Below are 17,760 nucleotides of genomic sequence, written 5' to 3'. Positions count from 1 at the left end.
GGAAAACATAGTGAATTACGAAATAGAGCACTACATGATCAACTTCCAAGAAGTAGTGCACGAAACCTCTTAATTCATGCAATTAGTATGTGGAATACTAATGAGTTATCGATTAAGAAGATAAAGGAATGAGAAATACGATGAAGAATTAGAATAGATAATGTAAAAAATGGAAAGAGGGGAAAAGATGAATCTAAAATTAATAGATGTAACAGAAGAAAATTTCTTTGAAATTATTAATTTAAAATCAGATAAACTTCAAGAAAAACACATCCAAATATATGAAAGATGGGTTGGTTCAAATGCTTTCTTTCTTGCAGCTTGCCAAACGTTTGGGTTTACTCCGAAAGCTATATATGATAATGATGTTTTAATAGGTTTTGCTTCGTATGGGTTTAGAAATGAAACGAAGCAATATGAGTTAATTAGTATGATGCTTGGCCATCAATATCAAGGGTTAGGGTATGGGATTCCTGTTTTAAAAGCAGTAATAGATAGTATGGTTCAGACGTACAAATGTGAAGAAATATTCTTATCGGTTATTCACGATAATGAACGCGCAAAGCGGATTTATGAAAAAGTGGGTTTTAGGCCAACAGGAGAGATTGAAGAAGGACACCATCCAGAATTAGTTTACTGTTTAAAATTAAAGAACTATGTAAATGTATAAAATTATATATACCTCTAGTTCTGTATGAATCATTTCATTTTCTGGTTTTTACTCCATATTCTTTAACATATGAAGCAAAAAAATTAATTTTGTGTAGTTTATTTTTGTTAGCATGATAGCGATGTGGTGCTCCCCTGTTAGTAGTAATTTTAATATCACTATGGATAAATTACTTTTAAAACTTTACTTCCAAGAATGGATTTTATGTGAACAATTAGTTGGAAATTCCCTTTATTAATTAACTAAGTAATATTTTGAAAGAACATATAGATATAATAGAAAGAATACTCGGTGCATCATCTCAACGCGCTGAATAGGTACATTATTGCATGTTAAAAATTTAACTTAAGGTGGAATTGTATATGACTGAAGATAAAAGACTGAAAAAGCCGGTGGTAAGTTTTATATTACTAACCAACATTATTTTTTGGCCACTTTTTCTGCTTGTAGGAATTACAAAGTTATTACATTTTCCAACTTGGATTTTTGATGTAATGCTCTGCATATCAGCTTGGTCTTCCACTTTTGCTTTTATGTTTCTATTTAAAAGAATTTATCCTGGACAAAGTTTTATTCAATTCGTAAAAGATAGATTTAAAAATAAACTTAACTACTCTATCATTCTTACTGTCAGTATGATTCAAATAATTATATTTTTGACAATGCTGTTTCTCATTTCGACTAATAGTGAAGCAGACTCTATTTTTAATAGAACTACATGGGGCGTGTTAATTTATTATGTTGTTAAAACTATTGTATCTGGACCACTAGGAGAAGAATTAGGGTGGAGGGGTTTTGCATTAATGGAGCTCCAGAAAAAATACTCGCCATTAAAATCTTCAATCATTATTGGTTTTTGGTGGGGAATGTGGCATCTACCTATATGGTTTACTACAGGTTTTACAGGCAGTAATTTAATCAAATATATTTTGTTTTTTATGATTGCAATTATATCTACTACAATTATCATGGCAACATTTTATAATTTAAATCAAAATTTAATTGTTCCAATTATCATCCACTTTTTCTTTAACTTATTTATTGGCATAATAAATGGACAATTAATTGAATTAATTATGTATACTGCAATTTTTTATTCCATAGTTGCCATTTTACTTATAGTTATAAATCCAAAGAAAGTTTTATATCGAAGATACTATAATTTTTTATAATTCTTGATTTCTCAATCTTCTTGCATGATAAATTTCTCCATACTAATTAACAACTAATATTAAAACTATTAATCCAATAAATCCTTAGAAAAAATGGTTATCTATACACTAACTTAGTTAAATATGGATATTTTTCAAGGAGATAAAAAAAACTAATCCCTATAAGGGATTAGTTCAATATCTCAAAAGCTATTATATTACATAGTTTTATGAGCAAACGTTATATAATGTTGTGTGGGATACATAACCTGTCATCCCTTTATAAGTAACTTTTAACCACTGTTTAGAATTACTATAATGCCCTTGAACATACTCACCTGTTACCCATGTGCCAGTAATTTTCTGACCACTAGTAAATGTATGTAAGACAGGTGATCCCACAGTGTAACCACTGCGCATCTTTGCACCATATGTACCTACCGTACCTCCCTTGGCACAAGCTGCTACTACTGTTTTATTTTCAGTAGTATTCGTAGCCGCGAAAGCAGAGCTGTTAAATGTAAATAAAGTAAACATAAAAGCTGTTAATAAAGTACAAATAGATAAGCGACGTAACAAAATAAATTCCCCCTTTTTTTATAATTTCTTTCTTCACAAACGATTATCTTAAATATTCTAATTATTTTCAATATATTAATGTTGAGAAATATTAGTTGTATTTTTGAAATAAAATTTTATCAAAAATAGTAACAAACTCATATTTTACAGAGAGCCCGAAAATAGTCTTCTACCAACTATATAAAAGCCCCTTCACCTTAAGGCAAAGGGACTTTCTCATTCCTATTTCAAACTACCCGCAATCTCCGTAAAGATAACCCCAAGTGCATGTGCACCTGCATCAGGGTATCCTAAACTTCTTTCACCTACTGTACCGGCGCGGCCCATGCGTGCTACGATTTCTTTCGTATACTCTGCTCCTTTGACCGCTGCTTCTGCACCTTTTTCAAAGGCAGTTTTCATATTTTCTTCGCTTGAAGCGCTAGCTAACCAAGAGTCTACACATGGAGCAAGTGCGTCAACAAGTGTTTTATCACCAACTACCGCTCCTCTGCCGAATGATCTTTCACCGATCGATTGTATGCCTTGCAGTGTGCTGCTTGTAACATTTCAGCAAATTCTTTCACTGTTAACTCATGCTTCTCGCCTGCTGCTTTACTAGCTGCGCGGAATGCCACTATCTAATTTCATAAACGTTAACACCTTTTCCGGGAACATTGTAAAACTTGAGCGAATATCATGATCAGGATTGTTTAAAATAAATCCATCTTTCAATACATAATGAACAGCATCATCATCGAAAGTACCACCCTTGTTTACTCGGTACTAATACACAATAAATTAAAGCCACTACCCGCCCCCCTCGTGGGAATACCAACCAAAATAATAATCCTGTCTCCTAATACATCTCTTATTCTAGTTCTTCCCTAAAAAACTACAAATACGCCAAAGGATATTATATAATTAGGATTTTACGAACTATATACTAAATCATCAAATATCATGTTTATATCAATTGTATTGATATAATTTTTTAAAATTAATAGAACAAAGAATGTTACTTCCTAAAAAAATTCTTTATTATTAATTTTTTATTAAATAGTTTTTAAACAACAAGTGTTTTACTGTAAAGGAGAATTTTTTAATGCAAGAAATTTACGCTGAAAAAATTAAATACATTATTGGAACAGTTATAGATACAGTCTACGCTAATTATAAAAATCCGCTATCACCCTACTGTATCTGTGATATATTTATCCAGGAAACAAATATAGATGTAAGTCAAGATAAAATACGAGTTATTTTTCATTCTCCCCCCCCCAGAGAAAGACCAAACCTATAAATTTTTTGGCACTGTTGAAATTAGTAAAAAATACGGTATGTCTTTCAAATGCGATACATATATTCGTGATATTCCTATAAACTCAGTTCATGTCATAGAGTTTTTAAGCTCTGGTCTTTTCAAAGGGATTAAAAGAAAACGAGCAGAGCAGATTGTAGAAACGTTAGGAGAAGATTGTTTAATTAAAATTGTTAATTCACCTGAAGTGTTGAGCCAAATTAAAGGTATCCCTCAAAAAACAATTGCAACAATTCAAGAAACTATTATCGAAAATTTAGGAATGCAAAAGATTATTACTAAACTTCATGAATGGAGAATTTCTTTGAATCTAGCAAAGAAAATTTTCCGGTTATATGGAGATGCATCTGTACAAAGAATTATGGAAAATCCATATTGTCTTGCAAATACAATACGCGGTATTAGTTTTAAAAGGGCAGATGAAATTGCAGAGAAAATCAACATACGAGGAACAGATACTCGCCGTATTAAAGGCGCTATTGAGTACGCTCTACATGAAATTTACGAACATGATGGAAGTACTTTTGCAATGAAAGCCTATGTTATAAAGAAGGCAGGACAAATTTTATTCAATCAAGATGGTGTGCAATATCCCCCAGAAGTAATAGATGAAAATTTGACTGAACTTATTTCTACCAATGTAAATGAATTAGAAGATTTCACAACTGAAATTGGTCAAATTCGTCAAATTGAAACACGTATTTATTTAGCAAGATATCATAGCTACGAGCAAACTATTGCAGAAAAACTATCCCTTCTATGCTGTTTCAAAACACAACTAACAGAAGAGGATACTGATATGTTATTAGATCACTTTATTAATATACACAGAAGGTTACCTTTCAGTTTATCTGATGAACAACAAATAGCAATTATTGAATCCATGCGCAACAATGTACTTGTTATTACAGGAGGACCAGGAACAGGTAAAAGTACAATTATAAAAGCGATTTTAATGCTATATAATCGCTTTTTCGAAATCTATGACTTTCATCAACTTTTAAATAAGGTTGTTTTACTAGCTCCAACTGGCCGAGCTGCAAAAAGAATGACAGAAATCACAGAAATTCCAGCTCAAACAATTCATCACTTCTTATTAAATCAACAATCAGATGATAAGAATACTGAGAACCGGCTCTTTATTATCGATGAAATGTCAATGATGGACATTTCTACTATGAGCCGTTTCCTTGAACAATTGCACGCCGGAGATCGAATTATATTAGTGGGTGATAAAGAACAACTTCCTCCTATAAAAGCCGGAAATGTATTTGAAGATATTATCAAGTCTAATGCTTTTCCAACAATTGAATTGGACACTACATTTCGCCAGCAACAGCACTCAATGATAATTGATTTAGCTGCCACTATTCGGAAAGGGGATATTTCAAAAAAACTCATTAAAACTAGCGACGATGTTAAATGGCTTCCAACAACTAAAGATGACATTGTAAAAACAATTGAATCCGAAGTATTTTCTATCCTTGACCGTGGTATTCCATTTGAAAATATTCAAATTATTGCCCCCATTCATCGAGGAGAGCAAGGGATTACTAATATTAATAAACATATTCAAAATTCATTAATTACCCAAAAAATCCCATCATCTCATTCCTTTATGGAAACAGGATATGCCAATAAGCATTATGAATTTTATGTAGGTGACCGAGTGATACAATTAAAAAATGATAGTAATAAAGATGTATTAAATGGGGACCTAGGAATGGTGATTGGTATTCTGCCAGCAAGCACATCAGTACAAAATAATGAACAAACAGTTGAAGAACCAGAAAAATTAATTATTGATTTCGGTGAAAAAGAAGTTTTTTATGATAAGGAAGAACTAGATGAACTTGCATTAGCTTATTGCTTCTCAGTTCACAAATCTCAAGGTTCCGAATTCTCCCATGTTCTGCTTCCAATTTCAAGCTCGTATACACTTATGATGAATCGCAACTTATTATACACAGCGATTACTCGTGCTAAAAAGGAAGTTACAATTATTGGGGAGTTAAATATTTTTCTAAAAGGACTTAAAGAAAAGCCACGCCAACGGTTTACCTTTTTAAAAGATATGCTATCATCGATTTAAATACAATTATGATATTTAGCTTTTAATAAGGTTTGTAAACAATTAACATTATTACATACTGCTCCAATCAAAATACACGAATGAAGATAGCTTTTTATTTTATAAAAAAACAATTAAATCATAATTTAAAATTCGCTCCACAGTAAGAGAATTACTGTGGAGCGAATTTTGTATCACCCTTATTTCAAACTACCCCCAATCTCCGTAAAGATAACTCCAAGTGCATGCGCACCTGCATCAGGATATCCTAAACTTCTTTCACCAACTGTACCGGCGCGGCCCATGCGAGCTACGATTTCTTTCGTGTACTCTGCTCCTTTAACCGCTGCTTCTGCCCCTTTTTCAAAGGCAGTTTTCATGTCTACTTCATTTGAAGCGTTATCTAACCAAGAGTCTACACATGGAGCAAGTGCGTCAACAAGTGTTTTATCACCAACTACCGCTCCTCTGCCGAATGATCTTTCACCGATAGATTGTATGCCTTGCAGAGCTGCTTGCAACATTTCAGCGAATTCTTTCACTGTTAACTCACGTTTTTCGCCTGCTGCTTTACTAGCTGCGCGGAATGCACCGCCCCAAATTGGACCAGATGCGCCGCCGCAATGTTCCATAATAATCATGGAACAACCGTCAAGGAATGATCCGATCGTTACATTCTCTTGTTCTACAATAGAGTGCCACTCACGTTTTAATTGCTTAAATCCTTTTGCCACACTCATTCCAAAGTCGCCGTCACCCGCATGCGTGTCTAGCTCACAGAACGGTACTTCATTTTTAATAATAATATCGCTCATTTTATCAACGAGATAAATCATGTTATTTAATGTAATGACATTATCTTTAATCACAGCGTGCTCTTCCGCCGTTTCTAGTTCAAAGGAAACTTCCTTCTCTTCTGCCTCTTCAAGTACATTTACATACTCAACACTTTCAACTGGCCCGTCTACTTTAAACGCTGGTGTATTACATTCTTTCGATAGTAATGTTTTTAGCTCATCATCTAACTTCATTACCGTTAAAGACATACCTGCCATATCGATACTCGTCATATAGTTACCGACGAATACTCTATTGATTTTAATGTTTCTAGCAGCTAGTTCTCTCGTCACTGCGTTGTTAAATAAGTAAAGTTCTTGCAGTGGTGTTCCGCCAAAACCGTTAACTAGCAGTGCAATTTCCTCGCCATCTTTTACTCCTAAATCTTTCATTAAATCATTTGTCATACGGTTCGCTAGTTCATCAGCTGACAACATTTTTTCACGTTTAATTCCTGGTTCGCCGTGAATACCTACGCCGTATTCCATTTCATCTTCCGCAAGTGTGAAAGTAGGTGATCCGCTCGCTGGAACTGTACAAGAAGTTAACGCTAAACCGATTGTGCGCACGTTAGCAGCTGCTTTTTCGGCTACTGCTTTCACTGCTCCTAAATCCATACCTGCTTCCGCTGCTGCACCGGCAATTTTATGAACGAGAATAACGCCCGCAACACCGCGGCGTCCTACTGTGTACAGGCTATCTTCTACCGCAATGTCATCGTCTACTTTTACATAGTCGACTTCGATTCCATCTTCAGTCGCTAAATGCGCACCGTTTTTGAAATTCATAATATCGCCGCTGTAATTTTTAATAATTAATAACGTACCTTTTTTACTAGCTGTCTCTTTAATCGCTTGGTATACCTGAATTTGTGAAGGCGAAGCAAACACATCTCCGCACACTGCCGCATCTAACATTCCTTTTCCGACTAATCCCGCATGTGCCGGCTCATGACCACTACCGCCTCCGCTAATTAACGTTACTTTATTTTCGTTCATTTCTTTCTTCTTAATGACTTTATATTTTTTCAAAAGCTCAAGCTCTGGATGAGCCATAACCATTCCATTACACATTTCCATTACTAATGTTTCTGGTTTGTTTATAATCTTTTTCATTGTAGTTCTCCCTCAATTCCTTTAATATATTGTGATATATTTGAAATCTTCTTCTTACTATCCATGTTAAAATGAAAGCGTTTTATAGTAAACGGACAAAATGGACAATCTGTCTAAAGACACCGCTCTCATTTATGGGTAGGATTTTCATATTACTAACATTCTAGGGATGATTCAGATGACCTCTTCTATAATTTCTAAAAAGATAATCGCGAATTCATTGAAGTATTTAATGGAAACAGAGTCATTTCATAAAATATCAGTGAGCGATATTATGTTACACTGTCAAATGCGTAGGCAAACTTTTTATTATCATTTTAAAGATAAATTTGAACTATTAAGCTGGATTTATAGAGAAGAAACGAAAGAAAACATTATCGACTTTCTCGACTATGAAACGTGGGAAAATATTTTCGATTTATTATTTGATTACTTTTATGAAAATCAAAAATTTTACCGAAACGCTTTTAAAGTCATTGAACAAAACTCGTTTAATCACTATTTATTTGAGCATACGAAAAACTTATATATGAAGATTATTGATGAACTATCTGTAAGCTGTGGATTCAGCCTTTCTGATGAGACAAAAAATACGATTGCCTCCTTTTATAGTCACGGCTTCGTTGGAACGATAAAAGATTGGATTGAAAGTAAGTGCGAAGTAGATCCTTCCATTATGTCTTCTCTCATGAAAAATATGATAAACAATCAATTACTACTATTACTGGAGCAATCAGCAAAGTAATTAAAGGGTGGCAAAAGCAATGAAAAAGATTATGAATGATGTACAAAATATCGTTCAAGATATGCTGCATGGCTTTTATTTTGAACATAACGACAAAGTAAATTATGACGAAACAAATAACATCATTTATGTAAAAGATATCGAAAAACTGAAGCAAAACGTTGTCATAATAAGCGGCGGTGGTAGCGGACACGAGCCTGCTGATATTGGTTATGTAGGAAAAGGAATGCTTACGGCGGCCGTAAACGGCAGCATCTTCACTCCGCCTACAGTGGAACAAATTGTGGCGGCAACTCGCCTCATGCCAAAAGAAAAAAGTATACTATTCATCATAAAAAACTTTAAAGATGACGTAGCTAACTTTTTAGCGGCAGAACAAATCGCAAAAGAAGAAGGAAGACAAATTGACCACATCATCGTAAATGACGACGTTTCAATTGAAGATGATGCTTCTTTTAATAAAAGAAGACGCGGCGTCGCTGGTACTGTTTTCGTTCAAAAAATATTAGGTGCGGCCGCTCTTGAAGGTCATTCTTTAGAAGAACTGACTGCACTCGGCCGTTCTATCACTGAAAACTTACACACATTAGGAGTCGCCCTTTCACCTGCCAACGATCCGGTGAAAGGACAAGCTTCATTCACATTAAACGAAGATGAAGTTTTTTACGGCGTCGGTATTCACGGCGAAAAAGGTTACCGTAAAGAAGCACTATCCTCTTCTGAAATATTAGCGATTGAACTGATGAACAAACTAAAAAGCATTTATCGCTGGAGAAAAGGTGACAACTTCGCCATCCTTATTAACGGACTCGGCGCCACTCCATTAATGGAACAATACATTTTCGCAAATGACATTCGCCGTTTGTGTGAGCTGGAAGGATTACAGATTACATTCGTAAAAGTTGGTACGCTACTCACTTCTTTAGATATGAAAGGTGTTTCACTCAGTTTACTTAGGGTAGAGGATTTGGATTGGGTGAAGTGGTTGAAGGCGGATGCTCGAGTGGGTAATTGGTAACTAAAATTATGATGATAAAAGCCTTTAACTATAACGAGTTAAAGGCTTTTTGCAAATTGAAATATCGTACGGGCATTAACAAGAAATTCTTAATCGCCTCACTGAAGGATGACAGGTCTTCCAAATAAAGCTGGATAATAAATTAACATCGCACCTACAAATGAACACACTAAACAAAAAATAGCCTCGTATTTTATGACTAGAGAAGAGTTCGTATCAAGCTTTTTTTCCTCTCTTTTCAATATCAATTTAAATAACGCTGTATATAATACTTTATATAATACATACCCAATAATTGCCCCAAGGGTGTTCGTAAATAAATCATCAATATCTGTAATTCTATTATTTAGTAATTGATTTAACTCAATTGCCAATGAAAAAAAGAATCCTGCGCATACGGTGTTTTTCATTTTTCTAAACTGCGGCCAAATAGTCGGTAGTAAGAAACCGAATGGCATAAACAGTACAATGTTCAAAAGATACGTAGTACTACCTGCCGTATCAAATAGAGTCAAGTTGATTTGATTTACACGAATCCACGTTTCATATCTACTTATATCCCATACAGTCGCAATCTGCGTCACTTTATACACTAGCGAAAGGTAGAATAGAAAAACATATACCCATAAAAAATGTCGAATAGATATATTGTTTTTCGCTTTAAAATAAAATCCGATTTGAAATAAAACACAAAACATAATTGTAAAAAAATAAGTATACAAATAACTCATTAAAACTCCTGTATGCATGTGGAATCCCCTAACTTTACATTTTCATCTATTATTTAGAACATAGTTTAAGAACCAGTACTTTGTTCATATATTCAATCTTCTACTTTGTCTTCGAATATAGGGAATATATTAAAAATAAAAAATCCCCACTTCTTCATTTTCAGTCTCCTCCTTGATGTAACTTGTTTATAGGATAGGAAAAACTTTTAAAATAAAATGTGGGGTAAATATAAAATTTTTCTTAAATTTTATGTTGGGTTTTATTATTACTCTCGTTAGGAATCCGCTATTCGTTGTTAGATAGCAACATGCTTACACCTATAAAAACATTGAACTACTGAAAAATTCTGCCCTCAATATGACAGCAGATTCACATCAAAAATGTAAATCCTCATTTTCCTCGTATTTTCCTTTATTAAGTCTCTGTCTTATAAATAATTCTGCGATAATTAAATTAGGTACCCACGCTAACCAAGCAATAACCGCGTAACTAAGTTCAAACCGCTCTATTCCAAATAGAACGATAAACAACGGTAGCCAAATTCTTAATGTAACTGCCGCAAAGGTTAAAGCATAATTTCTAATCATCCAATTCCGATGCTCTTTCATTTTTTTATTTTTAACTCTATGTAATGCTTGATATGCTGATGTTAGCCAAAATACGGATAACAAACCGAAACCTAGCTTCGCTACCAATCCCCCCGTAGCATAAAAGGACAGGTACAGTCCAGAAATGCCCCCTAATAATATACCAACCATATAGATTCTCCCCATTATTCGATGATGATTGATATTCCTTTCTCTAAATTTAGTCGATAATGTAAACGGACCAATTACTAATGCTACTATACTCGTTGTAATATGCGTAAATAACATACTATACCAGAACTCACTTAATTTAGATCCAAACATAAGCTTCGCTTTTACAAGCCCTGTTTGAAATCCATCCATAATAAAATATTGGACAACAATATAACCAGATACTAAAAGAGCAAAACAAGTAAATACAAACCAAATTTTCCTGTTCAAATTTCACTGCCTCCCTATTACATTCATGGAAATTAGATTATACGTTACTGTTCATTCTTGTAATAAATAGAAAATCCTTCTAGACAAATGAAATACCTCCGAAAAAGGGACATGTAATAGATTAAGATTTCAAAAATAATGAATATATATGTTATATTGTTAAAGGTACTGAAATGGGAATTTTTCTAATGGATATGTTGCAACAAGTAATAGATACATTTAAAATGAGCAAACTTTTTATATAATAAAAAAACCTCAAGTATATCATTCTATACTTGAGAGTTTACTCATCTATTCCTCCGCATCTCTCATACTGTAATACCCCAAATTAATAATAACCAAGAAATACCCACTCATAATTCCAGCTGCAAATGTCCACATGTACTCACGGTGTTCAATTTCATACATAATAATTGCGCCGAGTATGGCGGCTGCGAACCGGTTCATCATTCCAAGCATCGGTGCTTTTTCTTTTTTTACAATGCTACCTCCGAACTTTTCAATACGTCTTCCTAAAATCCAGGCGCAGTACATACTAACTAAAAGGCCAATGCTTATCCCTACAAACTGGGCTCGAAAAGGTGTCATCGCCCATCCCAATAACATCACGCCTAGCAAACAATACATTTGTATATTGAATGATCTTAATGCCATACGAATCATGTTCTGCTCCTTACCTTTCCTATTACTCCCATCTTTCGGACTTCAAGCTTTCCGATATATCTTTTTTAAAATGAGGGAATTTAATTTTACTCACCATTAAATAAGCGAGTACGCATGTACCAAATGCCACGGAAACTGGATTATTCAAAAAGCATAAAATGAGGAGACACATGGCTGCGAATGGAATTGGCATTCCGATGAATGTCGGGAGTTTGCTTTGTTGTGTATTAAATCTCGCAAGCCGAAGCATTCCGCAAATACTATAAGCAAGCGCACATATCATCCCAATAGACTGCAAATCTTTTAAAGCGACACTATAGGCAAGAATAGACGGTGCCACGCCAAACGTAACTAAATCCGCAAATGAGTCTAACTCTCCGCCAATTTCCGAAACAGAATCAAGTTTCCGAGCAACCATGCCATCAAACAGATCAAATACCATACCTGTAATAATGAACATGACTGCACCATACATATCGTGAACGAAAACAGCGTGAATAGCGAGAAGTCCACATACAAAGTTTGCTATCGTAATCATATTTGGTATGTGACTCATCATACGCTTCTCCTCCTTTCTACTCATTATCTCATTCAAGTTCTTACTCATTACAATCAAGATCCTTCTGTTTTTCTTCCAATATCACCTTATTTATTTTCTTTAACGTATCCGTCATTTGTTCTAAAGCACCGATATCGATTTTTGAAAAATACTTCTCAATTAATACATCATCTAACTTAGACAACTGCTCCATATACTTACTACCGTTCGGACCAAGTGTAAGGAAATACTCCCTTTTATTATTAGGATTTACTTGTTTTGAAATCATCTTCTGCTTTTCCAATTTCGATAAAACTTGACTCACAGCGCTTTTCGATATGTTAAAAGTAGTCGCAATGTGATTCGCTGTCGTGTTTTCATTTAAATGAATATGAAATAACATACTCTCTTGCTGTCCTGTAAGACCGTACTCATCTTTCAACTCCTGAAATAGTAAAATGTAGAATTCATTATAGGCTCGGTTCATTTCATTAATTATTTCTTTATACGTTCTAGTCATAGCACTCTTCCTCCATGCTGTTATTTTGTTTAATAGTTAAGTTCACTTAACTTAACTATATTATACCGTTATGTTTGTGTAAAGGGAAATCAATTTCCATACTTTAAAAAAGAAGACATCCATTAAGATGTCTCCTTTTCATACTTAAGACTCCAAACTCTTACCATTCGTCGCAATTACTTCTTTATACCAGTCGAAGCTTTTCTTCTTCGATCTTTTTAATGAACCTTTTCCTTCATTATCTTTATCAACGTATATATATCCGTAACGTTTCTTCATTTCTCCAGTAGAAGCACTTACAAGGTCAATTGGGCCCCAGCTTGTGTATCCGATAATATCTACACCATCTTGGATCGCTTCTGACATTTCGATCATATGCTTCTCTAGGTAATCAATACGATATGCATCGTTCACTTCGTCTGCATCATTTAATTCATCGATTGCACCGAGACCATTTTCAACGACGAATAAAGGTTTTTGGTAACGATCGTAAAGTTGGTTCGCTGTAATACGGAAGCCTTTCGGATCAATCGTCCATCCCCACTCTGATTTTTCAAGATATGGATTTTCAACAGAACCGAATACATTCCCGCTCGTTATGCTTTTTAACACTTCTGGATCTGTACTTGTTGCTCGGCTTGCATAGTAACTAAAGCCAATATAATCAACTGTATGCTCTTTTAAAATCGCCTCGTCTTCCTTTTCCATTTCAATTGTTACATTATTATCTTTAAAGAAGCGTTTTGCATATCCAGGATATGTGCCTCTTGCTTGTACATCAATGAAGAAGAATGATTCTCGGTCTTGTTCCATCGCACGAAAAACGTCGTCTGGATTACACGTATATGGATACGTTGCACCGGCAGCAAGCATACAACCGATTTTTGCATCTGGAATGATTTCATGACACGCTTTTACAGCTAACGCACTTGCAACAAGTTGGTGATGTGCTGCTTGATACTGAATTTGTTTTTTATTATCACCTTCTTTAAATGCTAGACCTGCTCCCATGAAAGGTAAATGTAAAAGCATATTAATTTCGTTAAACGTCATCCAATATTTCACTTTATCTTTATATCTATTAAAAATCGTTTTTGCATACGTCTCAAAGAAAGTGACAAGCTTTCTACTTCTCCAGCTTCCATACTTTTCTACTAAATGAACAGGCACATCAAAGTGAGCCATCGTAACAACTGGTTCAATGTCATGCTTTAATAGTTCATCAAATAAATTATCATAAAACTGTAATCCTGCCTCATTCGGCTTTTCATCATTACCATTTGGGAAAATACGTGTCCAAGCAATCGATACACGTAACGCTTTAAATCCCATCTCTGCAAATAGAGCAATATCTTCTTTATAACGATGATAAAAATCAATTGCTTCATGTGATGGATAAAACTCTCCTTCTACCGGTGTAAAGGAATGAATATTTCCTTTCATAATATCCCAGCGGTTTTCACCAGTTGGTAATAGATCAACCGTCGTTAATCCTTTTCCGTCTTCTGCATACGCTCCTTCAACTTGATTAGCTGCAGTCGCTCCACCCCATAAAAATCCTTTAGGAAAAATAACTTTAGACATATAGAAAAACTCCTTTATATAAGATTTAACAAGGAAAGGTATTATGCTTCTCAAAGAATACCTTTCTTCGTGTGAACCAATATGAAATATAACTACTATTTAACTCCTAACTCTAATAAAGAATCTCCTGCTTGAATCTTTTCTACTTCTGTTTTTTTGATGCTATATTTATCATAATTTGTAACAACAACTGGTGTTGTCACAATATAACCCGCCTTTTGAATTTCAGCTATATGAAACTCAATAAGTAACTGACCTTTTTCTACTCTCGCTCCTTGTTCAATATGAGAATAGAAAAATTCGCCATTTAATTTCACAGTATCCATTCCAATATGGATTAAAATTTCTGCACCTGAATCCGCCGTAATTCCTACCGCATGATTCGTCGGGAAGAGCGCAGAAATTGTACCTGAAACTGGTGAAAACAACTTTCCTTCTGAAGGCTCAATAGCAACGCCTTCCCCTAACGCACCTGATGCAAATGCAGCATCGTCAATATTTTGAAGCGACTTAACGACACCATGGAAAGGACTAAATATTACTTCATCATCATTTGATGCAGCAATTTTATTACTTGTTTCATCTGTTTCTGTAGATGTTTGTTTTTTCGTAAAACCAAATAAGTAAGTCAGAATAAAACCAACAAGTAAAGAAACAACCATCGAAACAATTGCGCCCCAAAATCCAGCTGTAATCCCATCTTTCGGACTAATAAATGTCGGAAGCGTAAATATGCCAAGCCCGCCTGTCATATAACTTTGTGTACCGAATACGCCAAGTATTGCGCCGCCAACTCCCCCAGCAATACAACTCATAATAAACGGCTTTTTAAGAGGAAGTGTAATACCATAAATCGCCGGCTCTGTAACACCGAAAATACCTGAAATAAAAGCTGGAATACTAAGTGTTTTTAATTTCTTATCTTTCGTTTTCACCCAAACGCCAAGTACAGCACCAATTTGAGCAAATGAAGCAGCAAATATAAGCGCTAGTATTGGATCAATACCGTGTACTGCTAGATTGTTATAGCCAATCGGAACAACACCCCAATGAAGACCGAATATAACAAGCACTTGCCAGAAAGCACCGAGTAAAGCACCCGCTACTAATGGGCTTAAATGATAAACCCAAAGCGTCGCCTGTCCTAAAAATTGTCCTGCCCACGTCGCAATTGGACCAATAACGAGAAATGTAACTGGTACAACGATTAGTAACGTTAAGAATGGTAGTACAAATGTTTTCACAACATCCGGAATGACTTTCTTTAAAGACTGTTCAACTCTCGCTCCAAAATAAGCAGCAAGAATAATTGGAATAACAGATGATGCGTAGTTCATTAAAATAACTGGTATTCCTAAAAACGTAATATGAATTGGTGATTCAAACATCGTTCCTGCAAATAGTGTATATAATGGCTCACTTGCTTTTAAACCGGATAAAGCCGGATAGACTAACGCGCCCCCAATTGCCATACCGATGAATGGTGATCCTCCAAATTTCTTACTTGCTGTATATCCTAAGAAGATTGGGAAGAAGTAAAATAGCGAATCGCCAACTGCATTTAATATTTGATACGTTCCTGACTCATTACTTAACCAGCCTAGCGCTACAAATAGTGCATTAAATCCTTTAATCATCCCTGTTGCAGCTAATACTCCTAAAATAGGAGTGAAAATGCTAGAAAGAATATCTATAAGACTACTCTTTTTCTTCTCACTCGCACTTTCTTCCTCTGTCTCTTGAAACCCTCCAACAGCAATAACCGCTTTATACACGTCGGATACATGGTTACCAATTACAACTTGATATTGTCCGCCACTTTTCATTACAGTCACAATATCTTCCATGCCTTTTAGTACTTCTGTATTTGCTTTCCCCTCATCTTTTAACTGGAATCGTAAGCGCGTTATACAATGTACAACGCTATTTATATTTTCTCTCCCGCCAACATGTTTCAGTATTTCTTTTGCTAATTTTTCATACTTCATAGTAACTTTCCCTCCCTACAATCATCCCTTTTATTATTTTTATAAAAGAAAAAACCTAAACTAACCATAACGGTGCGATACATACGAATCACTCCATTACAAGTCAATTTAGGTTTTGCCTGCCAAACAGTAACAATCCCGTTTATTCAATTACATAATTCATTTCGTTTCGTTACACGATGAATGTGCAACGTTAAGTACACTTTTTCATCTTTTGAAAGATGACTATTATGTGCTTTTTGTAAGTATGCTTCAATTTTTTCTGTACAACAATATGCCTCTTCATACTTACTTGTCACTTGCTCGTATAAAAAATCATCATCGGCCGAGTTCAATTCCTTCTGCATTAAACGCTGAGCAAAATATCGTAAATGCGTTACAAACCGGCTATAATTAAATGAATTTTCATCTAAGTTCATCTTATAGTGGTACTTTACAACATTTAAAATATCTTAAACGATTTTCGTCATCGCTACCGTTTGTTGCATCGCCGGCTCTCCTTGTTGCGCATTAACGAAATGCAAGGCAATTGACCCTGCCTCATCTTCAGAAAGTCTAAATCCAGTCTCTTCTTCAATAATGTTCAAAGCTTGTAGACCAATTTCAAACTCTTTCTGATAGAATCTCTTAATCTCCCAAAGCAAAGTATTTTTGAGATCCATTCCTTCTTTATGCCGAGTTAAGGCGAAACTTAAGTGATCCGTTAATGTAAGATAAATATAATCACTTAAAGTCCCCGGCAACACTGTCTTAGCAAACTGAATAATGCTCTCTGTAATCTCTAAATTTTCTACAGGAATTTCAGTTAGTAACCTAACGAGTTTCTCTGATAATTCTCTTGTTTCTAGCACAAAGGTTTTTTCTATCTTAGATTCATCAATCGCATCGCCTACTTTTTTCTGAAATCCCAAACCTCTGCCCATAAGTACAACTTCTGTCTCATTATCCTTCATCGTACAAACAACATTGTTATTTAAGATTTTATGGATTCTCATATTGTTCCGCCTTCTTCTTCTTAAAGTCACAAAAGGTAATAAAAAAACCTAAACTGATTCCAAAAGCCACACTACACCCGTAGCCTCTAGATCAATTTAGGTTTTGCCTGCCGAACAGTAACAATCCTTTTACTTATTAACTTACCTTCATTATACACAAAAAGTAAGCGGTTGCAATAATAAATTATTGAATATTTTTTTACAAAAAAACACTAACAGTTCATCA

Annotated in this window: 14 protein-coding genes and 2 pseudogenes; 5 read left to right on the top strand and 11 right to left on the bottom strand. The window is 34.8% G+C overall.

Annotated features, from left to right (window positions below):
• Positions 1-187: 187 nt before the first annotated feature.
• Entirely contained in the window at positions 188-670 is a 483-nt protein-coding gene (locus PSR14_RS05520) for a GNAT family N-acetyltransferase (protein WP_001049724.1), read from the top strand.
• Positions 671-1,032: 362 nt separating this feature from the next.
• Positions 1,033-1,842, top strand: a complete 810-nt coding sequence (locus tag PSR14_RS05515) for a CPBP family intramembrane glutamic endopeptidase (RefSeq protein WP_098487694.1) — start codon at positions 1,033-1,035, stop codon at positions 1,840-1,842.
• A 207-nt stretch (positions 1,843-2,049) separates the two neighbouring features.
• On the opposite strand, the gene PSR14_RS05510 is transcribed toward PSR14_RS05515, so the two are convergent.
• A complete protein-coding gene (locus PSR14_RS05510) occupies positions 2,050-2,400 on the bottom strand; it encodes an SH3 domain-containing protein (protein ID WP_000946189.1) in 351 nt (116 codons plus the stop codon).
• Positions 2,401-2,622: 222 nt separating this feature from the next.
• A pseudogene (locus tag PSR14_RS05505) lies at positions 2,623-3,014 on the bottom strand (DAK2 domain-containing protein); the annotation flags it as partial.
• Between the two features lie 612 nt (positions 3,015-3,626).
• Here PSR14_RS05505 and PSR14_RS05500 point away from each other — a divergent pair.
• A complete protein-coding gene (locus tag PSR14_RS05500; RefSeq protein ID WP_098487696.1) occupies positions 3,627-5,792 on the top strand; it encodes an ATP-dependent RecD-like DNA helicase in 2,166 nt (721 codons plus the stop codon).
• 179 nt (positions 5,793-5,971) lie between these two features.
• Here the strand turns inward: PSR14_RS05500 and dhaK are convergent, their stop codons facing one another.
• Entirely contained in the window at positions 5,972-7,723 is a 1,752-nt protein-coding gene (gene dhaK, locus PSR14_RS05495) for a dihydroxyacetone kinase subunit DhaK (RefSeq protein ID WP_169509492.1), read from the bottom strand.
• A 178-nt stretch (positions 7,724-7,901) separates the two neighbouring features.
• Between dhaK and dhaS the strand changes: the two genes are divergently transcribed.
• Positions 7,902-8,468 (top strand): dihydroxyacetone kinase transcriptional activator DhaS, encoded by a 567-nt coding sequence (gene dhaS, locus PSR14_RS05490; RefSeq protein ID WP_000204220.1) that lies wholly within the window; start codon positions 7,902-7,904, stop codon positions 8,466-8,468.
• A gap of 19 nt (positions 8,469-8,487) precedes the next feature.
• Positions 8,488-9,486 (top strand): DhaKLM operon coactivator DhaQ, encoded by a 999-nt coding sequence (gene dhaQ / locus PSR14_RS05485; protein ID WP_098487698.1) that lies wholly within the window; start codon positions 8,488-8,490, stop codon positions 9,484-9,486.
• A gap of 98 nt (positions 9,487-9,584) precedes the next feature.
• Here the strand turns inward: dhaQ and PSR14_RS05480 are convergent, their stop codons facing one another.
• From PSR14_RS05480 to licT, 8 genes and pseudogenes are all read right to left on the bottom strand, one after another.
• Complete coding sequence (locus PSR14_RS05480; protein ID WP_098487699.1) at positions 9,585-10,235, bottom strand: VanZ family protein; 651 nt, start codon at positions 10,233-10,235, stop codon at positions 9,585-9,587.
• 357 nt (positions 10,236-10,592) lie between these two features.
• Positions 10,593-11,246 carry a DUF2306 domain-containing protein gene (locus PSR14_RS05475; protein WP_098487700.1) on the bottom strand — a complete coding sequence of 218 codons (654 nt, stop codon included), beginning with the start codon at positions 11,244-11,246 and terminating at the stop codon, positions 10,593-10,595.
• 291 nt (positions 11,247-11,537) lie between these two features.
• Complete coding sequence (locus tag PSR14_RS05470) at positions 11,538-11,909, bottom strand: ATP synthase subunit I (protein ID WP_098487701.1); 372 nt, start codon at positions 11,907-11,909, stop codon at positions 11,538-11,540.
• A 22-nt stretch (positions 11,910-11,931) separates the two neighbouring features.
• Positions 11,932-12,516 carry a CDP-diacylglycerol--serine O-phosphatidyltransferase gene (gene pssA, locus PSR14_RS05465; RefSeq protein ID WP_113732456.1) on the bottom strand — a complete coding sequence of 195 codons (585 nt, stop codon included), beginning with the start codon at positions 12,514-12,516 and terminating at the stop codon, positions 11,932-11,934.
• Positions 12,509-12,967: a MarR family winged helix-turn-helix transcriptional regulator gene (locus tag PSR14_RS05460; protein ID WP_061535745.1), complete on the bottom strand. Its 459-nt coding sequence runs from the start codon at positions 12,965-12,967 to the stop codon at positions 12,509-12,511. The genes pssA and PSR14_RS05460 overlap by 8 nt, the downstream gene beginning before the upstream one ends.
• 144 nt (positions 12,968-13,111) lie before the next feature.
• A complete protein-coding gene (locus tag PSR14_RS05455; protein ID WP_001984321.1) occupies positions 13,112-14,551 on the bottom strand; it encodes a 6-phospho-beta-glucosidase in 1,440 nt (479 codons plus the stop codon).
• Positions 14,552-14,646: 95 nt separating this feature from the next.
• Positions 14,647-16,539, bottom strand: a complete 1,893-nt coding sequence (locus PSR14_RS05450; RefSeq protein WP_095842624.1) for a beta-glucoside-specific PTS transporter subunit IIABC — start codon at positions 16,537-16,539, stop codon at positions 14,647-14,649.
• 146 nt (positions 16,540-16,685) lie between these two features.
• Positions 16,686-17,534: pseudogene (gene licT, locus PSR14_RS05445) on the bottom strand (BglG family transcription antiterminator LicT).
• Positions 17,535-17,760: the final 226 nt, after the last annotated feature.

Origin of the sequence: Bacillus sp. A01H (assembly GCF_045277205.1) — a bacterium.
GTDB classification, from domain to species: Bacteria; Bacillota; Bacilli; order Bacillales; family Bacillaceae_G; genus Bacillus_A; species Bacillus_A paranthracis.
The sequence above is the reverse complement of the archived record's forward strand: the minus strand, read 5'-3'. Positions and strand labels throughout refer to the sequence as shown.

Bases quoted from the DNA above. Each gene is read 5' to 3' on its own strand.
- dhaK (WP_169509492.1), bottom strand. From the start codon at position 7,723: ATGAAAAAGATTATAAACAAACCAGAAACATTAGTAATGGAAATGTGT.
- PSR14_RS05450 (WP_095842624.1), bottom strand. From the start codon at position 16,539: ATGAAGTATGAAAAATTAGCAAAAGAAATACTGAAACATGTTGGCGGG.
- PSR14_RS05470 (WP_098487701.1), bottom strand. From the start codon at position 11,909: ATGATTCGTATGGCATTAAGATCATTCAATATACAAATGTATTGTTTG.
- dhaS (WP_000204220.1), top strand. From the start codon at position 7,902: ATGACCTCTTCTATAATTTCTAAAAAGATAATCGCGAATTCATTGAAG.
- dhaQ (WP_098487698.1), top strand. From the start codon at position 8,488: ATGAAAAAGATTATGAATGATGTACAAAATATCGTTCAAGATATGCTG.
- PSR14_RS05520 (WP_001049724.1), top strand. From the start codon at position 188: ATGAATCTAAAATTAATAGATGTAACAGAAGAAAATTTCTTTGAAATT.
- PSR14_RS05455 (WP_001984321.1), bottom strand. From the start codon at position 14,551: ATGTCTAAAGTTATTTTTCCTAAAGGATTTTTATGGGGTGGAGCGACT.
- pssA (WP_113732456.1), bottom strand. From the start codon at position 12,516: ATGAGTAAGAACTTGAATGAGATAATGAGTAGAAAGGAGGAGAAGCGT.
- PSR14_RS05480 (WP_098487699.1), bottom strand. From the start codon at position 10,235: ATGCATACAGGAGTTTTAATGAGTTATTTGTATACTTATTTTTTTACA.
- PSR14_RS05460 (WP_061535745.1), bottom strand. From the start codon at position 12,967: ATGACTAGAACGTATAAAGAAATAATTAATGAAATGAACCGAGCCTAT.
- PSR14_RS05515 (WP_098487694.1), top strand. From the start codon at position 1,033: ATGACTGAAGATAAAAGACTGAAAAAGCCGGTGGTAAGTTTTATATTA.